16 protein-coding genes are annotated in these 17,618 nt (G+C 35.8%); 1 reads left to right on the top strand and 15 read right to left on the bottom strand.

The annotated features are described in order from the left end of the window. Position 1: 1 nt before the first annotated feature. The 12 genes from ACODSI_RS11895 to aspS form a co-directional block, all read right to left on the bottom strand. Positions 2-523: an NADH-quinone oxidoreductase subunit J family protein gene (locus ACODSI_RS11895; protein WP_488917073.1), complete on the bottom strand. Its 522-nt coding sequence runs from the start codon at positions 521-523 to the stop codon at positions 2-4. 2 nt (positions 524-525) lie between these two features. After that, complete coding sequence (locus tag ACODSI_RS11890) at positions 526-1,071, bottom strand: NuoI/complex I 23 kDa subunit family protein (protein ID WP_488917072.1); 546 nt, start codon at positions 1,069-1,071, stop codon at positions 526-528. A gap of 12 nt (positions 1,072-1,083) precedes the next feature. Further along, positions 1,084-2,112 carry an NADH-quinone oxidoreductase subunit NuoH gene (gene nuoH, locus ACODSI_RS11885; protein ID WP_488917071.1) on the bottom strand — a complete coding sequence of 343 codons (1,029 nt, stop codon included), beginning with the start codon at positions 2,110-2,112 and terminating at the stop codon, positions 1,084-1,086. Beyond that, positions 2,105-3,160, bottom strand: a complete 1,056-nt coding sequence (locus tag ACODSI_RS11880) for an NADH-quinone oxidoreductase subunit G (RefSeq protein WP_488917070.1) — start codon at positions 3,158-3,160, stop codon at positions 2,105-2,107. Before ACODSI_RS11880 ends, nuoH begins: the two co-directional genes overlap by 8 nt. 87 nt (positions 3,161-3,247) lie before the next feature. Continuing rightward, a complete protein-coding gene (nuoF, locus tag ACODSI_RS11875; RefSeq protein WP_488917069.1) occupies positions 3,248-4,615 on the bottom strand; it encodes an NADH-quinone oxidoreductase subunit NuoF in 1,368 nt (455 codons plus the stop codon). A 4-nt stretch (positions 4,616-4,619) separates the two neighbouring features. Then, on the bottom strand, positions 4,620-5,150 hold the full coding sequence (locus tag ACODSI_RS11870) for a complex I 24 kDa subunit family protein (RefSeq protein ID WP_488917068.1): 531 nt from the start codon (positions 5,148-5,150) through the stop codon (positions 4,620-4,622). Positions 5,151-5,256: 106 nt separating this feature from the next. Next, positions 5,257-6,492, bottom strand: coding sequence for an NADH-quinone oxidoreductase subunit D (locus ACODSI_RS11865; RefSeq protein ID WP_488917067.1), 1,236 nt, complete (start codon positions 6,490-6,492; stop codon positions 5,257-5,259). Between the two features lie 17 nt (positions 6,493-6,509). Continuing rightward, complete coding sequence (locus tag ACODSI_RS11860; protein WP_488917066.1) at positions 6,510-7,028, bottom strand: NADH-quinone oxidoreductase subunit C; 519 nt, start codon at positions 7,026-7,028, stop codon at positions 6,510-6,512. Position 7,029: 1 nt separating this feature from the next. Beyond that, positions 7,030-7,575 (bottom strand): NADH-quinone oxidoreductase subunit B, encoded by a 546-nt coding sequence (locus ACODSI_RS11855; RefSeq protein ID WP_488917065.1) that lies wholly within the window; start codon positions 7,573-7,575, stop codon positions 7,030-7,032. A 35-nt stretch (positions 7,576-7,610) separates the two neighbouring features. Next, positions 7,611-7,976 carry an NADH-quinone oxidoreductase subunit A gene (locus ACODSI_RS11850; RefSeq protein WP_488917064.1) on the bottom strand — a complete coding sequence of 122 codons (366 nt, stop codon included), beginning with the start codon at positions 7,974-7,976 and terminating at the stop codon, positions 7,611-7,613. 205 nt (positions 7,977-8,181) lie between these two features. After that, positions 8,182-8,382 carry a cold-shock protein gene (locus tag ACODSI_RS11845; RefSeq protein ID WP_395045125.1) on the bottom strand — a complete coding sequence of 67 codons (201 nt, stop codon included), beginning with the start codon at positions 8,380-8,382 and terminating at the stop codon, positions 8,182-8,184. 220 nt (positions 8,383-8,602) lie between these two features. Continuing rightward, complete coding sequence (aspS, locus tag ACODSI_RS11840; RefSeq protein WP_488917063.1) at positions 8,603-10,354, bottom strand: aspartate--tRNA ligase; 1,752 nt, start codon at positions 10,352-10,354, stop codon at positions 8,603-8,605. 156 nt (positions 10,355-10,510) lie between these two features. Here aspS and ACODSI_RS11835 point away from each other — a divergent pair, with 156 nt between their 5' ends. Then, entirely contained in the window at positions 10,511-11,506 is a 996-nt protein-coding gene (locus ACODSI_RS11835) for a TlpA family protein disulfide reductase (RefSeq protein WP_488917062.1), read from the top strand. A gap of 68 nt (positions 11,507-11,574) precedes the next feature. Here ACODSI_RS11835 and ACODSI_RS11830 read toward each other — a convergent pair whose 3' ends face one another. The 3 genes from ACODSI_RS11830 to ACODSI_RS11820 form a co-directional block, all read right to left on the bottom strand. Continuing rightward, positions 11,575-15,045, bottom strand: a complete 3,471-nt coding sequence (locus ACODSI_RS11830) for an efflux RND transporter permease subunit (RefSeq protein ID WP_488917061.1) — start codon at positions 15,043-15,045, stop codon at positions 11,575-11,577. Positions 15,046-15,106: 61 nt separating this feature from the next. Then, a complete protein-coding gene (locus ACODSI_RS11825; RefSeq protein WP_488917060.1) occupies positions 15,107-16,249 on the bottom strand; it encodes an efflux RND transporter periplasmic adaptor subunit in 1,143 nt (380 codons plus the stop codon). Between the two features lie 24 nt (positions 16,250-16,273). Continuing rightward, the gene (locus tag ACODSI_RS11820) at positions 16,274-17,614 is read right to left on the bottom strand and encodes a TolC family protein (RefSeq protein WP_488917059.1); all 1,341 of its coding nucleotides are present in this window, start codon (positions 17,612-17,614) and stop codon (positions 16,274-16,276) included. Between the last annotated feature and the right edge of the window lie 4 nt (positions 17,615-17,618).

Genomic DNA, 17,618 nt, shown 5'->3' with positions numbered 1-17,618 from the left:
ATTACTTTCCTTGTTTTTCTTTTTTAGACAATAATACCGCGCCAATCATTGCTACTAAAAGCAAAATTGAAGCAAACTCAAACGGAACCATAAATCCATTTTTTCCATCTAACAACACGGTTCCTAATTTTTTAATTGATTGAAAGTCGCCTTCAATGGGAGCATAATCTCCAAAGAACGGTTTCGAATTTCTAAACAACACCATTAAAACTGTGGAAAGCAATACTAATACAGTAATCGCTCCAAGTCTTGTAATACGTGGTTTATGCACTTCGTCTTCTTTGTTCAAATTCATCAACATGATGGTAAATAGGAACAAAACCATGATGGCTCCAGCATAAACAATAATGTGAACAATGGCTAAGAATTGCGCATTGAACAACAAATAATGTCCAGCAATTGAGAAAAAACAGATCACTAAATAAATAGCACTATGAATAGGGTTTTTACTGTAAATGGTCAAAAAAGCCGTAGACAAAGTAAGCGCCGCTAAAACGTAAAATAATATAAGTACTGGTGCCATGATTAATTTAGATTTTTAGTGTTTGCCATTGCCATTTCTAGTGGCATTACCAATTTGTCTTTGCCGAAGATAAAATCTTCTCTATCGTATTGTGCCGGAACTAACTCTTTTGAAATAGTTAGGTAAATGGCATCTTTTGGACACGCTTCTTCACACAATCCACAGAAAATACAACGCAACATGTTGATTTCGTAGATTTCGGCATATTTTTCTTCTCGGTACAATTTTTCTTCTCCCGGTTTGCGTTCGGCAGCTTTCATGGTGATGGCTTCTGCCGGACATGATAAGGCACACAAACCACAAGCCGTACAGTTTTCTCTACCTTGTTCATCGCGCTTTAACATGTGTCTGCCACGATATACTGGACTGAAAGCACGAACTTGTTCTGGATAATGAATGGTTGCTTTTTTTCTAAAAAAGTGTTTGATGGTAATCCACAAACCTTTTACGATGGTAATCAGGTATAATCTTTCTAAAAACGTCATTTCCTTATTGGAAACCTGTTTTTTCTTACCTGATAATGATATACTTTGTATTGCTGTTGACATAATTGCTGTATCTTATTTAAAAGCTAAAATGCAAATTCCGGTTATAATAATATTGGCGATTGAAAGTGGAATTAAGATTTTCCATCCCAAATTCATCAATTGATCGTATCTAAATCTTGGTATCGTCCATCTGATCCACATAAAGAAAAAGATGAAGAAACACAGTTTTATAAACAAGGCACCCATACCAATAACGTTGGCGATGTTTACGCCCCAATGTTCTACAGCCCAACCCATGCCAGGATAGTTATAACCACCGAAGAACAAAATTGAAATGATAGTTGCTGAGATAAACATATTAGCATATTCGGCAAACAAATAGAATCCCATTTTCATGGAAGAATATTCGGTATGATAACCACCGATTAATTCGGATTCACATTCTGCTAAATCGAAAGGGGTTCTATTCGTTTCGGCAAAGGCACAAATTAAAAAGATTAAGAACGATAAAGGTTGGTAAAACACGTTCCAATGAAAACCGTGTTGTTGCACCGATATTTCTTTCAAACTTAAAGTACCCGTCATCATCAATAAAGCAATCATCGATAATCCCATCGCAACTTCGTATGAAACCATTTGCGAAGCGGCACGAACAGCTCCCATTAAAGAGAACTTGTTGTTTGAAGCCCATCCACCAATCATAATTCCGTAAACTCCAATAGAAACTACGGCGAAAATATACAATAAAGCACTATCGGTATCGGTAGCTTGAAGAATGACATCTTTTCCAAAAATGTGTAATTTATCACCCCAAGGAATTACCGCACTGGTCATTAAAGCGGCACTCATTGCGATTGCTGGTCCAACAAAAAATAAAAATTTGTTTGGTGTATTAGGTTCAAATTCTTCTTTTGCAAAAAGTTTCATACCATCTGCAAGAGGTTGTAATAAACCACCCCAACCGGCGCGATTGGGTCCAACACGATCTTGAAGAAAAGCAGCTACTTTACGTTCTGCCCAAGTAGAATACATTGCCATTACCATAGTAAAAGCAAAAATGACTACAATGAAAATACCTTTTTCTATAATAAAACTATCCATTGTTCTTAGTATCTAATTTATTACCATCAATTTTTTCGTTGTAATCGATTTCGGCCATACTGATTTTTTTACGGTCGATATCTCTACCCATCAAAATTCCTTTTTCAGTTTCAATAACCACTTTATCAGTAGTGTTGTACTTTTTATTTTGGTTGATAACCGAGTCTTTTTCAAATTTACGCGGTCCTTCAATAACCCAGTCACTCACTTCTTTTTTGTCGAAACGACACGTATTACAAATGAAATCTTCTACTTCGTGGTATTCATCTTTACGAGCGGTGACTCTTTGAATTTCGTTCCCAAACATCCAAAGGGTTGTTTTTCCACAACATCCTGGCGTAGTACATTCTCTGTGCGCATTGAAAGGTTTGTTGAACCAAACTCTTGATTTGAATCTAAACGTTTTATCGGTTAAAGCACCAACGGGACAAACGTCGATCATGTTTCCAGAAAATTCGTTGTCGATGGCTGCAGAAATACAGGTTGAAATTTGAGAATGATCACCGCGATTCAATACACCGTGAACTCTTTTATCTGTTAATTGATCGGCAACTTCTACACAACGTTGACAAACAATGCAACGGTTCATGTGTAATTGAATTTTGTCTCCAATGTTTTCAGGTTCAAACGTTCTTTTCTCTTCGATAAATCGTGTTTGCGACTTTCCGTGTTCGAAACTTAAATTTTGCAAATCACATTCGCCTGCTTGGTCACAAACTGGACAATCTAATGGGTGATTGATTAAAAGAAATTCGGTTACCGCTTTGCGCGCTTCAGTTACTCTTTCAGAAGATTTGCTGGCTACTTCCATGCCGTCTTGACAACCTGTTACACAAGAGGCAACTAGTTTTGGCATCGGACGAGGATCAGCTTCACTTCCTTTGGTAACGTCAACCAAGCAGCAACGGCATTTACCGCCCGTTCCTTTTAGTTTAGAATAATAACACATGGCTGGCGGAACAGATTCTCCACCAATCATACGAGCCGCTTGCAGGATGGTTGTTCCTGGTGCTACTTCAATTTCTTGACCGTCTATGGTTACTTTCATATTTTTAAGCTCTAGGCTTTAAGCTTTAGGCTTTAAGCATAAACTTTTTAGGGCTTACGGCATATAGCTTACGGCTTATAGCCATTTTTATATTTCTTGTTTCGACACTAAATGTTTCACCTTTTCAAAAGGTTCAGCAACAAAGTGATCTCTATTTTTTACTTTTTCTGGAAAACGAATGTGGTATTCAAACTCGTCTTTAAAGTGACGAATAGCTGCTGCTACTGGCCATGAAGCCGCATCGCCTAAAGGACAAATCGTATTTCCTTCAATTTTTGATTGGATGCTCCATAACAGTTCAATGTCTTCTTCGCGACCTTGACCGTTTTCAATTCGCCACAATACTTTTTCTAACCAACCTGTCCCTTCACGGCATGGAGTACATTGACCGCAAGATTCATGATGGTAGAAACGAGCAAAATTCCATGTGTTGCGAACAATACAAGCTCGATCATCATACACAATAAATCCACCTGAACCCAACATCGAACCGGTAGCAAATCCACCATCGGATAAACTTTCGTACGACATTAATCGGTCTTCACCTGCAGCGGTTTTGTAAATTAAGTTAGCTGGCAAAATTGGCACCGAACTTCCTCCAGGCACTAATGCTTTTAAAGGTCTGTCGGTTTGCATTCCACCACAATATTCATCTGAATTCATGAATTCGTATACAGACAACCCCAATTCAATTTCGTAAACGCCTTGGTTTTTAATATTTCCAGAAGCCGAAATTAATTTGGTTCCAGTCGAACGACCAATACCGATTCCGGCATAATCTGCACCCGAATTATTGATAATCCAAGGCACCGCCGAAATGGTTTCTACGTTATTTACAACCGTTGGGTTTTGCCACAATCCTTTAACCGCAGGAAATGGTGGTTTCAATCTTGGATTTCCACGATTTCCTTCTAAAGATTCAATTAAAGCCGTTTCTTCTCCACAGATGTAAGCTCCGCCACCAATTTGAACATACAAATCCAAATCGTAACCCGAACCTAAAATATTTTTACCTAACCAACCAGCAGCTTTAGCTTCGGCGATGGCTTTTTCTAAAATTTTATAGACCCACATGTATTCTCCACGGATGTAGATGTAGGATAAGTTGGCACCAAGTGCATAACTGGATGTAATCATTCCTTCAATTAAAAGGTGTGGAATGTACTCCATCAAGTAACGGTCTTTAAACGTTCCTGGTTCCGATTCGTCGGCATTGCATACCAAATGTCTTGGGTTGCCCGACTTTTTATCGATAAAACTCCATTTCATACCAGCAGGAAAACCTGCGCCACCACGGCCGCGAAGTCCCGAAGTTTTTACTTCTTCTACTACTTCGTCTGGAGTCATTTTCTTCAAGGCTTTTTCTACCGAAGCATAGCCACCTTCACGACGGTATACTTCATAGGTTTTAATGCCTGGAACATTGATTTTGTCTAATAATATTTTTCTTCCCATGATATTATTTATCGTGTAAAGTGATTTTTCCGTCGTTACAATCAGCAATTAACTGATCAATTTTTTCTTTTGTCAAATGTTCTTGGTAGAAATCACCCAACTGCATCATTGGTGCATATCCGCAAGCACCTAAACATTCTACACCACGAACTTCAAACTGTCCGTCGGCAGTAGGTTCGCCAACTTTTACACCTAATTTTGAACAGGTGTAATCCATCAAATCTTCTACGCCATTTTGACAACAAGGCGACGTTTGACAGAATTCGAACATGTATTTACCAATGGGTCTTTGGTTGAACATGGTGTAAAACGTCACTACTTCATAGACTTCGATGGGTAAAATGTTAAGAATTTCGGCTACTTTATTTTGCAATTCAATACTCAACCAATTATCGTGAGCATCTTGAACTTCGTGCAAAACAGGCAATAAAGCTGATTTTTGCTTGCCTTCTGGATAATGACTAATTAATTCATTAATGCGGTTCATCAATGATTCGGTCATGTTTATCTCTTGTTTTATATGTGATCTTTCCATTCTATATTTTAGATTTTAGATTTAGGATTTTATGATTTAAAACGTTTTCCTTGAGAATCCGTTATTTCTAAAATGCCATAAATCTATATTCTTCTTTCTTAAATCTTTATGCGTCTAATTCGCCTGCAATTACATTTAAACTTGATAATATAACGATAGCATCGGATAACATGCCGCCTTTAATCATTTCAGTATACGCTTGATAATAAATAAAACAAGGTCTTCTGAGTTTTAATCGGTAAGGCGTTCTACTTCCGTCAGTAGTTAAATAAAATCCTAATTCTCCGTTACCACCTTCAACGGCATGATAAATTTCATCAACTGGAACAGGAACTTCACCCATCACAATTTTGAAGTGATAAATCAAGCTTTCCATGTTGTGGTAAACATCTTCTTTTGGAGGTAAATAATAATCAGGAACATCAGCATGAATTGGTCCTTCTGGCAATTTGGCTAAAGCTTGCTTAATGATGCTTAAACTTTCCCAAACTTCAGCATTACGAACGCAAAAACGATCGTATGTATCCCCTGATTTTCCTACAGGAACGTCAAATTCAAAATCTTCATAAGAAGAATATGGAGCCGCTTTTCTAACGTCATAATCAATTCCAGCAGCACGTAAATTTGGACCTGTTAATCCGTATTGCATAGCGCTTTCTGCAGTAATTCCACCAACATTCACAGTTCTATCAATAAAGATTCTGTTTCTTTCAAAAAGATTTTCAAATTCTTTCCAAGCTACAGGGAAATCAGTTAAGAAAACGTCTAATTTTTTAAAGGCTTCTTCCGACCATTCTCTTTCGAAACCGCCGATTCTACCCATATTAGTGGTTAAACGAGCACCACAAATTTCTTCGTAAATCTCGTATACTTTTTCTCTAAATTGGAACACATACAAGAAACCTGTATAGGCTCCAGTATCAACACCTAAAATCGAATTACAGATTAGATGGTCTGTAATACGTGCCAATTCCATTACGATAACCCTTAAATATTGAGCTCTTTTAGGCACTTCAATGTTTAACAGTTTCTCAACAGTCATCCACCACGCCATGTTGTTAATAGGTGATGAACAATAATTCATACGATCAGTTAACACATTGATTTGATAAAACGGACGGTTTTCTGCAATTTTTTCGAAAGCACGATGAATGTAACCAATAGTTGGTTCGGCATCAAGGATGCGTTCACCGTCCATCAATAAAATATTTTGAAAAATACCGTGAGTAGCTGGGTGTGTTGGTCCTAAATTTAAGATAGAAAATTCACTTCCATCTTCATTTCGGGTTTGCTCTATAACTTTAGCATATCGATGCTCTGGTGGTAATAATAAATCTGACATTTATAATGTTGAATTATTTAATTATTAACTGGTGTTCTTCCGAAGAAACGGTCGTCTTTGTCGGTTCTTCCGCTGTCTTCCATTGGAAATTCTTTGCGCATTGGATGAGAAACCATTTCATCCATATTTAAAATTCGCTTCAATTGTGGATGTCCAATAAAATTAATTCCGAAGAAATCCCATGCTTCACGTTCCATCCAATTGGCACACAAAAACAAATCGGTAATGGTTACAGTTTCTGGGTTTTCTGGTAAAAAAGTTTTTACTCTAAGTCTCACATTTTCCACCCAATTGTGCATTTGATAAACCACTGCAAATTGATGTGTTTCGTCGTTATCAGGAAAGTGAATTCCAGTTAAATCGGTTAGGAAATGAAAGTTTAAATCTTCTTCTTCTTTTAGAAAACGGATAACGTCGTGAATCACATTTGGAGTTGCCTCTAGGGTGAAAATATCTCTTTTCATCTCAAAATTCAGAACGTTGTTTCCGAATTTTTGGGATAGTTTTTCTTGTATGTAAGCAGTTTCTAAGGCCATATTATAGGTTGTAAGAAGCTAATAATTCTTTGTATTCTGGCGAATTTCTTCTGCGAACCGATTCGTTTCGAACCAATTCTTGTAGTTGCATTACACCGTCTACGATTTGTTCTGGTCTTGGTGGGCAACCCGGTACATAAACGTCAACTGGAATTACTTTGTCAATTCCTTGTAAAACAGAGTAGGTATCGAAAACACCACCTGATGAAGCACAAGCTCCAACAGCAATTACCCAACGAGGCTCCGACATTTGTTCGTATACTTGACGTAAAATAGGGGCCATTTTTTTAGAAATAGTTCCCATTACCATTAACATGTCGGCTTGGCGAGGAGAAAAACTCACACGCTCAGATCCAAAACGCGCTAAGTCATAATGAGATGCCATAGTAGCCATGAATTCGATTCCGCAACAAGAGGTAGCAAAAGGTAACGGCCAAAGTGAATTTGCACGAGCCATACCCACTACATCGTTTAGTTTGGTAGCGAAGAATCCTTCACCTGTAACTCCTTCTGGTGGAGCAACCATATTTATTTTTGAATCACTCATTTATAATTCGTAGTTTATAATTAGTAATTAAAGTATTATTCCCATTCTAGTGCTTTCTTCTTAAGAATGTAGAAGAATCCCACTAAGAGTAACAACATAAAAATAACCATTTTAATCATTCCGTCACCGCCTAATTCTTTAAAATTTACCGCCCAAGGATATAAGAAAATTACTTCGACGTCAAAAAGAACGAAAAGAATAGCGACTAGAAAATATTTTACAGAGAACGGAATACGAGCATTTCCAACGGACTCAATTCCACACTCAAAGTTAATGTCTTTGTTTTTGGAATGTCTTTTCGGACCTAAAAAGCTGGAACCAATTATGGTTGCGACAACAAATCCAACGGCTAATCCCATCTGCATTAGGATTGGTAAATAATCATGTTGAGTAGATTGCATATACCTAAAATTTTAGACTTTTATAAAATAGCCACAAATATACGTTGCAATATTTAATTCACAAAAATCAAAGCTGAAACGTTTCTTATTTATTACTCAAAACTAACTATTTAAACCAATTCTAAATAAAAGAATTAAGCATAAAAAAACGTCCCGATATTATCGGGACGTTTAGACCATTGAGGTAACCAAAAAATAATATATATTAGTCTTCGATAACAGCTACTTGAGCTGCAACTTTACCTTTTCTTCCTTCTTCTTCTTCGTAAGAAACTTTGTCACCTTCATTTAGTGATTCAGCTTTAATACCTGTTGCGTGAACGAAAATGTCTTTTCCATTTTCATCATCTGTAATGAATCCGTAACCTTTTGACTCATTGAAAAATTTAACTGTACCTGTGCGCATTTTGTAATGTAAAAAAATTAATAATGGTCAAAGATATACTTATTTCTGACATAGCAAACAAAAATCAAATAAAAAAGTTAAAATAATAATCTTAATTTAAAATTCTAATTAAATGATTTTCAGCTAAATATTTGAATTATCATTAAAATTAAAATAAAAAAGCAGCTATTTATGAATTTTTAACTAGTTGTTTTCTAATTGGTTGCGAATTTGATATAAATTACGTTAGTTCAACTTTAATGTGTAATTCGTTCAATTGAGCATCATCAATAACTGATGGAGCATCAATCATAACATCGCGTCCCGAATTGTTTTTTGGGAAGGCAATAAAATCACGAATGGTTTCTTGTCCTCCTAAAATAGCCACTAATCGATCCAATCCAAAAGCCAATCCACCGTGTGGTGGTGCGCCAAATTGGAAGGCATCCATCAAGAATCCAAATTGATTGCGAGCTTCTTCTTCGGTAAATCCTAAATATTTGAACATTAATTGTTGCGTAGCTTTATCGTGAATTCGAATCGAACCACCACCAATTTCATTTCCGTTCAACACCATATCGTAGGCATTAGCACGAACTTTGCCTGGATTGGTCGCCAACAACTCCATATCTTCAGGTTTTGGTGACGTAAAAGGATGGTGCATCGCGTGCCATCTTCCAGATTCTTCATCTAATTCTAATAATGGAAAATCGACTACCCATAACGGTGCAAATTCTGCTGGATTTCGTAAACCTAATCGTGTTGCTAATTCCATTCGTAGTGCAGAAAGTTGGGTTCTGGTTTTATCGGCAGGACCAGAAAGCACAAAAATCATATCACCAGCTTTAGCGCCTGTAATTTCAGCCCATTTTGCCAAATCGTCTTGATCGTAGAATTTATCAACAGACGATTTATACGTTCCATCGGCTTCACATTTTACATAAACCATTCCCGAAGCACCCACTTGTGGACGTTTTACCCAGTCAATTAAGGCGTCAATTTCTTTACGAGTATATGTTGCACAATTTGGAGCAGCAATTCCAACTACCAATTCAGCCGCGTTGAAAACAGGAAAATCTTTGTGTTGTGCGACTTCGTTTAACTCGCCAAATTTCATATCAAAACGAATATCGGGTTTGTCGTTACCATACGTTTTCATGGCATAATCGTAGGTAATTCTTGGAAATTTTTCTACTTCAATACCTTTTATTTCTTTAAGCAAATGGCGTGTTAGTCCTTCAAATACATTTAAAATATCTTCTTGTTCCACAAAGGCCATTTCGCAATCGATTTGGGTGAACTCGGGCTGTCTATCGGCACGTAAATCTTCGTCGCGGAAACATTTTACAATTTGAAAATATTTATCCATTCCGCCTACCATCAACAATTGTTTGAAGGTTTGTGGCGATTGTGGTAAGGCGTAAAACTGACCTTCGTTCATTCTACTTGGAACTACGAAATCTCTTGCGCCTTCGGGAGTTGATTTGATTAAATAAGGCGTTTCCACTTCACAAAAATCCAAATTAGAAAGATAATTTCTAACCGCTTGGGCTACTTTATGACGAAACAACAAGCTGTTCTTTACCGGATTTCTACGAATATCCAAGTAACGGTATTTCATTCTGATGTCTTCGCCACCGTCGGTTTCGTCTTCAATGGTAAATGGAGGCGTTAGTGCTGCGTTCAAAATCGTCATTTCTTTTACAAGAATTTCGATTTCACCTGTTGCGATATTTTTATTTTTAGCTTCACGCTCAATTACAGTTCCTTTTACTTGCACTACAAATTCTCTTCCAAGCGTTTTGGCCAATTCGAAAACCGATTTTTCAGAACGACTTTCGTCAAACAACAATTGTGTAATTCCGTAACGGTCGCGCAAATCAACCCAATTCATGAATCCTTTATCTCTTGATTTTTGCACCCAACCGGCTAAGGTTACTTCTTGGTTTATGTGTGAGGCGTTCAATTCACCACAATTATGACTTCTATACATTTGGAATAAAATTTTATAAATAACAAATAGACCTTGGTCTCGGGTGCAAAAGTAAAAAACTTCAACCGAAATAAGCACTAAATATTTTCTTAATGATTATTTACTACTAAATAAATTTAGCTACATTTGGATTTACTTAAAATAAAAACATAGAATATGAAAAAAATCGGAATCTTATTAATGGCACTTGTATTTTCTAATATAAGCTTTGGTCAAGAAAATACTGTAAAGTTTCAGGCAGATATTGCTAATAGAAATGGCGACATTATTTTTATTAAAAACAAAAATGTAATTGTTAGAGAAATTAAGGTGCAAGGCGACGGACACTTTTCTACTTCTTTTGATGTTAAAGAAGGCATGTATCAATTGTATGACGGACAAGAATATACCGATTTGTTTCTAAAAAACGGATATGATTTGACGTTGAAAATGGATTCTAAAAATTTCGATGAGTCTGTTTCTTATACTGGAAAAGGATCGTTAGAGAATAATTATTTAGCTCAGAAAATACGCGACGATAGTGCTTTTAACTATGAAGAGATGTTGGCTTCAACTCCGGATGATTTCAACAAAAAAATCAATGACAAACAAAATGCAGCAATTGCCAAACTAGAAAAAGGCGGTTATGATGTGAATTTTATTGCGCTTCAAAAGAAAGCAGCGCAACAAGAATTGTTTGAAATGAAAATGTATTTCAAACAAAAACAAGAACAACAAAAATTAAATAACGCTCCGGCACCATCCTTTGATTATGTAAATTATGCAGGTGGAAAAACCAAGTTAGAAGATTTAAGAGGAAAATATGTGTACATTGATGTTTGGGCTACTTGGTGCGGACCATGTCGTGGTGAGATTCCTCATTTGAAAAAAGTAGAAGAAAAATACCACGGTAAAAACATTGCTTTTGTGAGTATTTCTGTTGATGTTCAAAAAGATTTTGAGAAATGGAAAACGTTTGTAAAAGATAAAGAATTAGGCGGTATTCAATTGTTTGCTGATAAAGATTGGAATTCTGATTTTACAAAAGCTTTCGGAATTAATTCGATTCCGAGATTTATACTTATAGATCCAACCGGAAAAGTGGTTGATGCTGATGCAGCGCGTCCTTCAGATCCTAAATTGGTTGAAAAATTGGATGGACTTTTAAAGTAATCTTCTTTTATATAAAAGCAAAAAGCTCCGAATGATTTCGGAGCTTTTTTGTTTAACCACATTTATAACTAATTTTCAAGAGTTATTTTTTTTGCAAGTCTTCGGTCACGTAAACGGTATTTTATACGTTTTACCAAGTAGAACATTACCGGTACCATGATTAATGTTAACACCGTTGCATAAGTCAATCCGAAGATGATCGTCCATGCTAATGGTCCCCAAAACATAACGTTATCTCCACCCATAAATAAGTGCGGATTCAAGTCGGTTATTAAAGAGAAAAAGTCAAAGTTCAATCCGATGGCTAACGGAATTAATCCCAAAACGGCTGTCAATGCTGTTAATAATACGGGACGTAATCTTGATTTTCCTGATTCGATGATTACTTCTTTTATTTCTTCTATAGATAAATCGTCGTGACTTGTTAAGTGTTTATCAGCCACTTTTTTGTCTAATAAAAGCACAAAGAAGTCCATCAATACGATTCCGTTTTTCACCACAATTCCAGAAAGCGATATGATTCCCATCATCGTCATTAAGATTACAAAATCCATATTGGCAATGACATAACCATAGAAAACACCACTAAAACTCAATATTACAGTAAACAAAATAACGACTGTTTTAGAAACCGAGTTAAATTGTAATACAATAATAATTGTGATTCCTGCTAAAGCTAAAAACAACGCCAACATCAAGAAACTTTGGTTTTTACCTTGTTCTTCTTGAACTCCAGAGAACGAATAAGTTACCGATGGATTTAAGTTATAGCCTTTAAGCTCTGAAGCAATTTGTTTTGTAATTGCATCCCCATTAAAACCAGTTAAAACATTAGAATAAATGGTCATTATTCTTTTTTGATTTTTACGTTTAATCTGATTGTAAGTGGTTGTTTTTTCAGTTTTTGAAACCGCAGAAATTGGAACTTGAACAATTTGTCCGTTGTTTTGATTTCTGAAAGTTAATGACTGGTTGAACAATACGTTTTCATTCTTGCGTTGGTCGTCTTGCATACGCATAGTGATGTTGTAATCGTCATCACCTTCTTTGTAGGTAGAAATCTCTTGACCATAAATAGAACGTCGTAAATTAAACCCAAGTTGGCCTGTAGAAACCCCTAAACTTCCTGCGTTTACGCGATCTACTTTTACTTCCAATTCAGGACTTTCTTTGTTTACATCAACATCCAAACGCTCAATCCCACCAATATTTTTAGAATCGATAAAAGCAATCATTTTGTGTGCTTCCTTCAGCATTACATCATAATCCGTTCCGGTTAATTGAATACTAATTGGATATCCAGCAGGTGGTCCATTGGCATCTTTTTCAACCGTAACTTTAGCGCCAGCGATTCCTTTTACTTTACGTCTAATTTCTTCTAAAACATCTGTAGTGTTAACACCACGTCTGAATTTGAATTCAGAAAAATTAACCGTTACCTTTCCTTTAAAAGGCGTTTCAGAAGCAGAACCTGCATCAACATTTGGATTTCCAGCACCTTTTCCTACTTGTGAAACAATGGATTCGGCTAAGAAGTTTTCATTTGTTTTTGGATCAATGTATTTCTTCATGATAGAAATCACTTGATTCTCAACAAATTTTGTGGCTTTGTTAGTTTTTTCAATGTCAGTTCCTTGCGGATATTCGATGTATGTAATGATTTGTTTTGGTATGTTTTCTGGGAAAAACAATACTTGTCTTGGGAAAATTCCCAACAAAACAAAAGAGAAGAACATCATCCCGATGATTCCAATCAAAGCATACCAAGCTCTTCTACCGGTTAAAATTTTGGCTAAAAATAATTTGTATTTCTCTTCCATTCTCGGGAAGAAGCTGTGTTGGAAATCTTGAGTCCATTGGTATAATTTGATTTTATACAACCACATTAATCCTAATGAAATGATTGCTAAATGCCCGATGGCTCTTGCAAATTTAGAATCATAAATGTTTCCAATTAAAACAAATACTACTCCAATAATCGTGAAAATAATGGAATATAATTTAGCCGATTTTTTAGAAACATTTTTATCTTCTATATCCATCGAACCACCAGTCATTGCCGCATTAACCACCATCGCTACAAATAATGACGCCGATAAAGTTATGGTTAAAGTAATCGGGAAATATTTCATGAATTTACCCATAGTTCCTGGCCATAAGGCAAAGGGTAAAAATGCCATTAAAGTCGTAGCGGTAGAAGAAATTACAGGCCAAGCAATTTCACCAATACCAATTTTAGAAGCAGAAACGCGGTCCATTCCTTTTTTCATATTGGCAAATACGTTGTCAACCACTACAATTCCATCATCAACCAACATTCCTAATCCCATTACAAGACCAAAAAGCACCATGGTATTTAAGGTTAAACCAAATGCGGATAGAATGCTAAACGCCATTAACATCGAAAGCGGAATAGCAGCTCCAACGAATAACGAATTTCGTAATCCCATGGTGAACATCAACACAATCATTACCAGTACAATACCAAAAATAATATGGTTCGAAAGTTCATCTACTTCGTGTTCTACTCTTGAGGATTGGTCGTTGGTAAGCTTCAATGATAAATTGGACGGCAAATAGGATTTTTGCGCTTTTTCAATCTTTTCTTTCACTTGTTCAATCGCCGAAATCATGTTTTCACCCGAACGTTTTTTCACGTTAAGCATCACAACTTCAGTACCTTTTTCACGAGCATAGGTCGTTTTTTCTTTTTCTTTAAAACTTACTGTGGCAATGTCTTTAAGGTACACTGTTCCGCCAAAAGATTTTACAATAATGTTTTCTAACTCCTTTGGATCTTTTATTTCCCCTACAATTCGGATGTTGTTTCTTGAACCTTGAGAAATTAAATTTCCGCCAGAAAGCGTCATGTTTTCATATTTAACCGCATTTTGAATGTCGTCAAAGCTTACTTGAGCTGCGGTCATTTTGTATATGTCAACAGCAATTTCAACCTCTTTGTCGTCTACACCAAGAATATCTACTTTTTTAACTTGAGGTATTTCTTCAATATCGTCTTGAAGTAATTCACCATATTTTTTAAGTTGTTGTGTAGTATAATTTCCTTGTAAGTTGACGTTTAAAATCGGCACTTCCTCCGAAATGTTTAATTCAAAAACACTCGGTTCCACTTTACTTCCGTTGTCCAAATTGGGCCAATCGGTATCGGCTTTTGCCAAATCAACTTTATCCTTGATTTTGGTTTTAGCCTCTTCAATTTTTACTTTATCGTCAAATTCAACGATAATCATTCCGTAATCTTGAAACGAACTAGACGTTATTTTACCAACACCACTGATGTTTTTAAATTCCTTTTCGAGTGGTTTAATGACTAACTTTTCAACATCTTCAGCCGAGTTTCCTGGAAAAACGGAAGAGATGTATACTTTATTTTCAATAATTTCTGGGAAATCTTCGCGTGGCATTGTAATGTAGGCGGTTACTCCTAATATTACAATCAAAAGTGTCAAGATATATACTGTAACGCGATTGTCTACAGCCCAACTTGAAATACTAAATTCTTTGTTTGTGTGACTCATATAAATTTTAGATTTTAGATTTTAGATATTAAATTTGATATTTAAAATCTACTATTTACTTTTAGAAATTCAATTTCATTCCTTCAGAAATCGTGTTTACACCTTCAGTAACAATAACATCATTTGAGGATAAACCGCTTAAAATTTCAGTAACATTATCAGAAGATTTTCCTATTTTCACCAATACTTTTTTGGCAACGGCTTTCTTACCATTAATTTCAGAGGCTACAAATACAAATTTGTTGTGCTCGCCATCTTCTTGAACCACATTGGTAGGAACTACAATAGCATTTTTACTAACGTAATCGATGATTTTAAGTTTGGCAACTTGATTTGGACGCAATAAATTTTCTGGATTTGGAACAGCAACTTCAATTCCGAAGCTACGGTTACTTGGGTTGATGAAAGTGCCTACTTGACGCACTTTACCTTTGTAGGTTTTTCCTAATGATGAGATGACCACATCCACTTGTGTACCTACTTTTAATTTCCCAATGTATGTTTCAGGAACAGTAGTAGATACATACATATTTCCTAAATTTACAATTCGCATTAATCCTTGTGGACTGGCAGCAACTACTTGACCTCTTTCTACAAAAACTTCGTCAATGGTTCCAGAAAATGGCGCTCTAATTAAGGTTTTAGACAATTGAGCTTTAGCTTGAGCCACTGATTTTGACAAACTAATCATTTGTGTTTGTGCTTGCAAGTATTGAATTTCAGATCCAATTTTTTGATTCCAAAGATTTTTTTGTCTTTCAAATGTTGTTTTTGCCAATTGATATTGTGTTTCCAAACTCGCTACTTGTTGACTAGAGCCACCATCGTCAACACGACCCAGAATTTGTCCTTTAGTGACATGTTGGCCCGCTTTTACGTTCAACGTTACCAATGTTCCTGGAATTTCCGGTTGCACTAAAATATTTTCTTTAGTGTTAACATTACCTTGAATGTCTAGATAATGATTGAATAAAGTATCTTTTAGAGTCAAAACAGAAACCAACGCTTCTTCGTCTTTTTTAACTTCTAAGGTGGTTAAAGCAGCGTCAATTTTGGCTAAATCGGCTTGGATTAAGGCTTTTTTAGCTTGAAGTTCTTTCGTGTTTTTTGATTTGATTAAATCGTCAATGGAAGCCGAATTTTCTTTCTTTGAACAAGAAAATAGCGACAAGGATAAAACGGTTATTAAGAGTATTTTTCTCATTTTATTTTTGGGTTTGTGAGTTTATTATTTAGTTCCGATTACTTTTTCTAAGGCGGCTTTTTTATTGATTACATCCACCATGGTTTGCAAATAGTTTTGTTGCGAAGTGTACAATTGACGTTGTGCTTCGGTAAAATCAAAGCTGCTTGAAAGTCCTTCTTTAAATTTGATTTCTTGTTTTTTCTCGATGCGTTCGGCCAATTTTAAATTTTCTTTAGAACTGTTGTATTGTTCTACACTGTATTCATAATCGCTTTTGGCATTTTGATAGGCTAATTTCAGTTTTTGTTCGGTTTCGGTCAAATCGGTTTTGGCTTTTTCCAAAGCAATTTTAGCTTGTTGTGTTCTAGCGCTTCTGGCAAAACTGCTGAAAATTGGTACGTTCAAACTCACACCAAGATTGGAATAATTAAAATAACGTTGGCTTGAATTAAAAAACGTAAACGTATTTCCAAAGGAGTTGTAACCAAAGTTTACACCAGCAGCTAAGGTTGGTAATACTTTACTTTTTTGAAGTTTCAATTCCAAACTGCGTTGGTCAACAAAGTTTTGTGAAATGATAAAATTGATGTTACTAGAAGCATTAAATTCGTTGCTTTTTAAAGCTAAATCGAGATTACTTTGTGCCAAAACATCCAATTTATCGGTTAAAGCCAAATCCGAATCGATGTCAATTCCCAAGTTTACCTTTAACATTTTTAGACTAATGTCTTTCAATCGGGTTACGTAGTTTAAATTACTATTTACTGACGACAAGGTGATTTTTAGTTGTTCTACGTTCTCTTCTTCAATAAGACCATTTTTATAGGTTTGATCGGTGTCAAAAAGCGTTTTTTCCAAAATAGCTTTATTTTTTTGAAGAATTTGAGCGCTTTCATCAGCAAGTAACACATTACCATACGAGTTGATGATCATTTCTCTAACTTCGGTATCGGTTTTTACTTTGTAATTTTCATAAAACTGAAGATAGGTTTTCGATGCTTGTAACGCCACTAAATAGGAACCATCAAAAATCAATTGGGTTAACGAAAGACTTCCGCTACCGTTGTGTTTGGTTCCGAAAGTAACTTCTGCAAATTCCCCAGCAGGACCACCAAAAATCTGAGCAGGAATTAATGAGGTTTGTAGTTTGAAATTATTCTGATAGCTGATAGCGCCATTAATTTGTGGCAAACCCATAGCGGTAGTTTCCCATTTTTTCTTTTTGGCCATTTCGATATCGCGCCCAGCATTTATAGCCGTTCTGTTGTTCGTCAAGGCATGACTTATGGCTTGTTCTAAACTAAACGAATAGCTTTGTTTTTTATCTTGAGCCTGAATAAAGCTCGCTAATAAAAAGATGATTAATACTAATTTGTTTTTCATGGAT

Source organism: Flavobacterium sp. FG139 (assembly GCF_057809695.1).
Note: the sequence above shows the minus strand (reverse complement) of the source record. Positions and strands in the feature narration are given on the sequence as shown.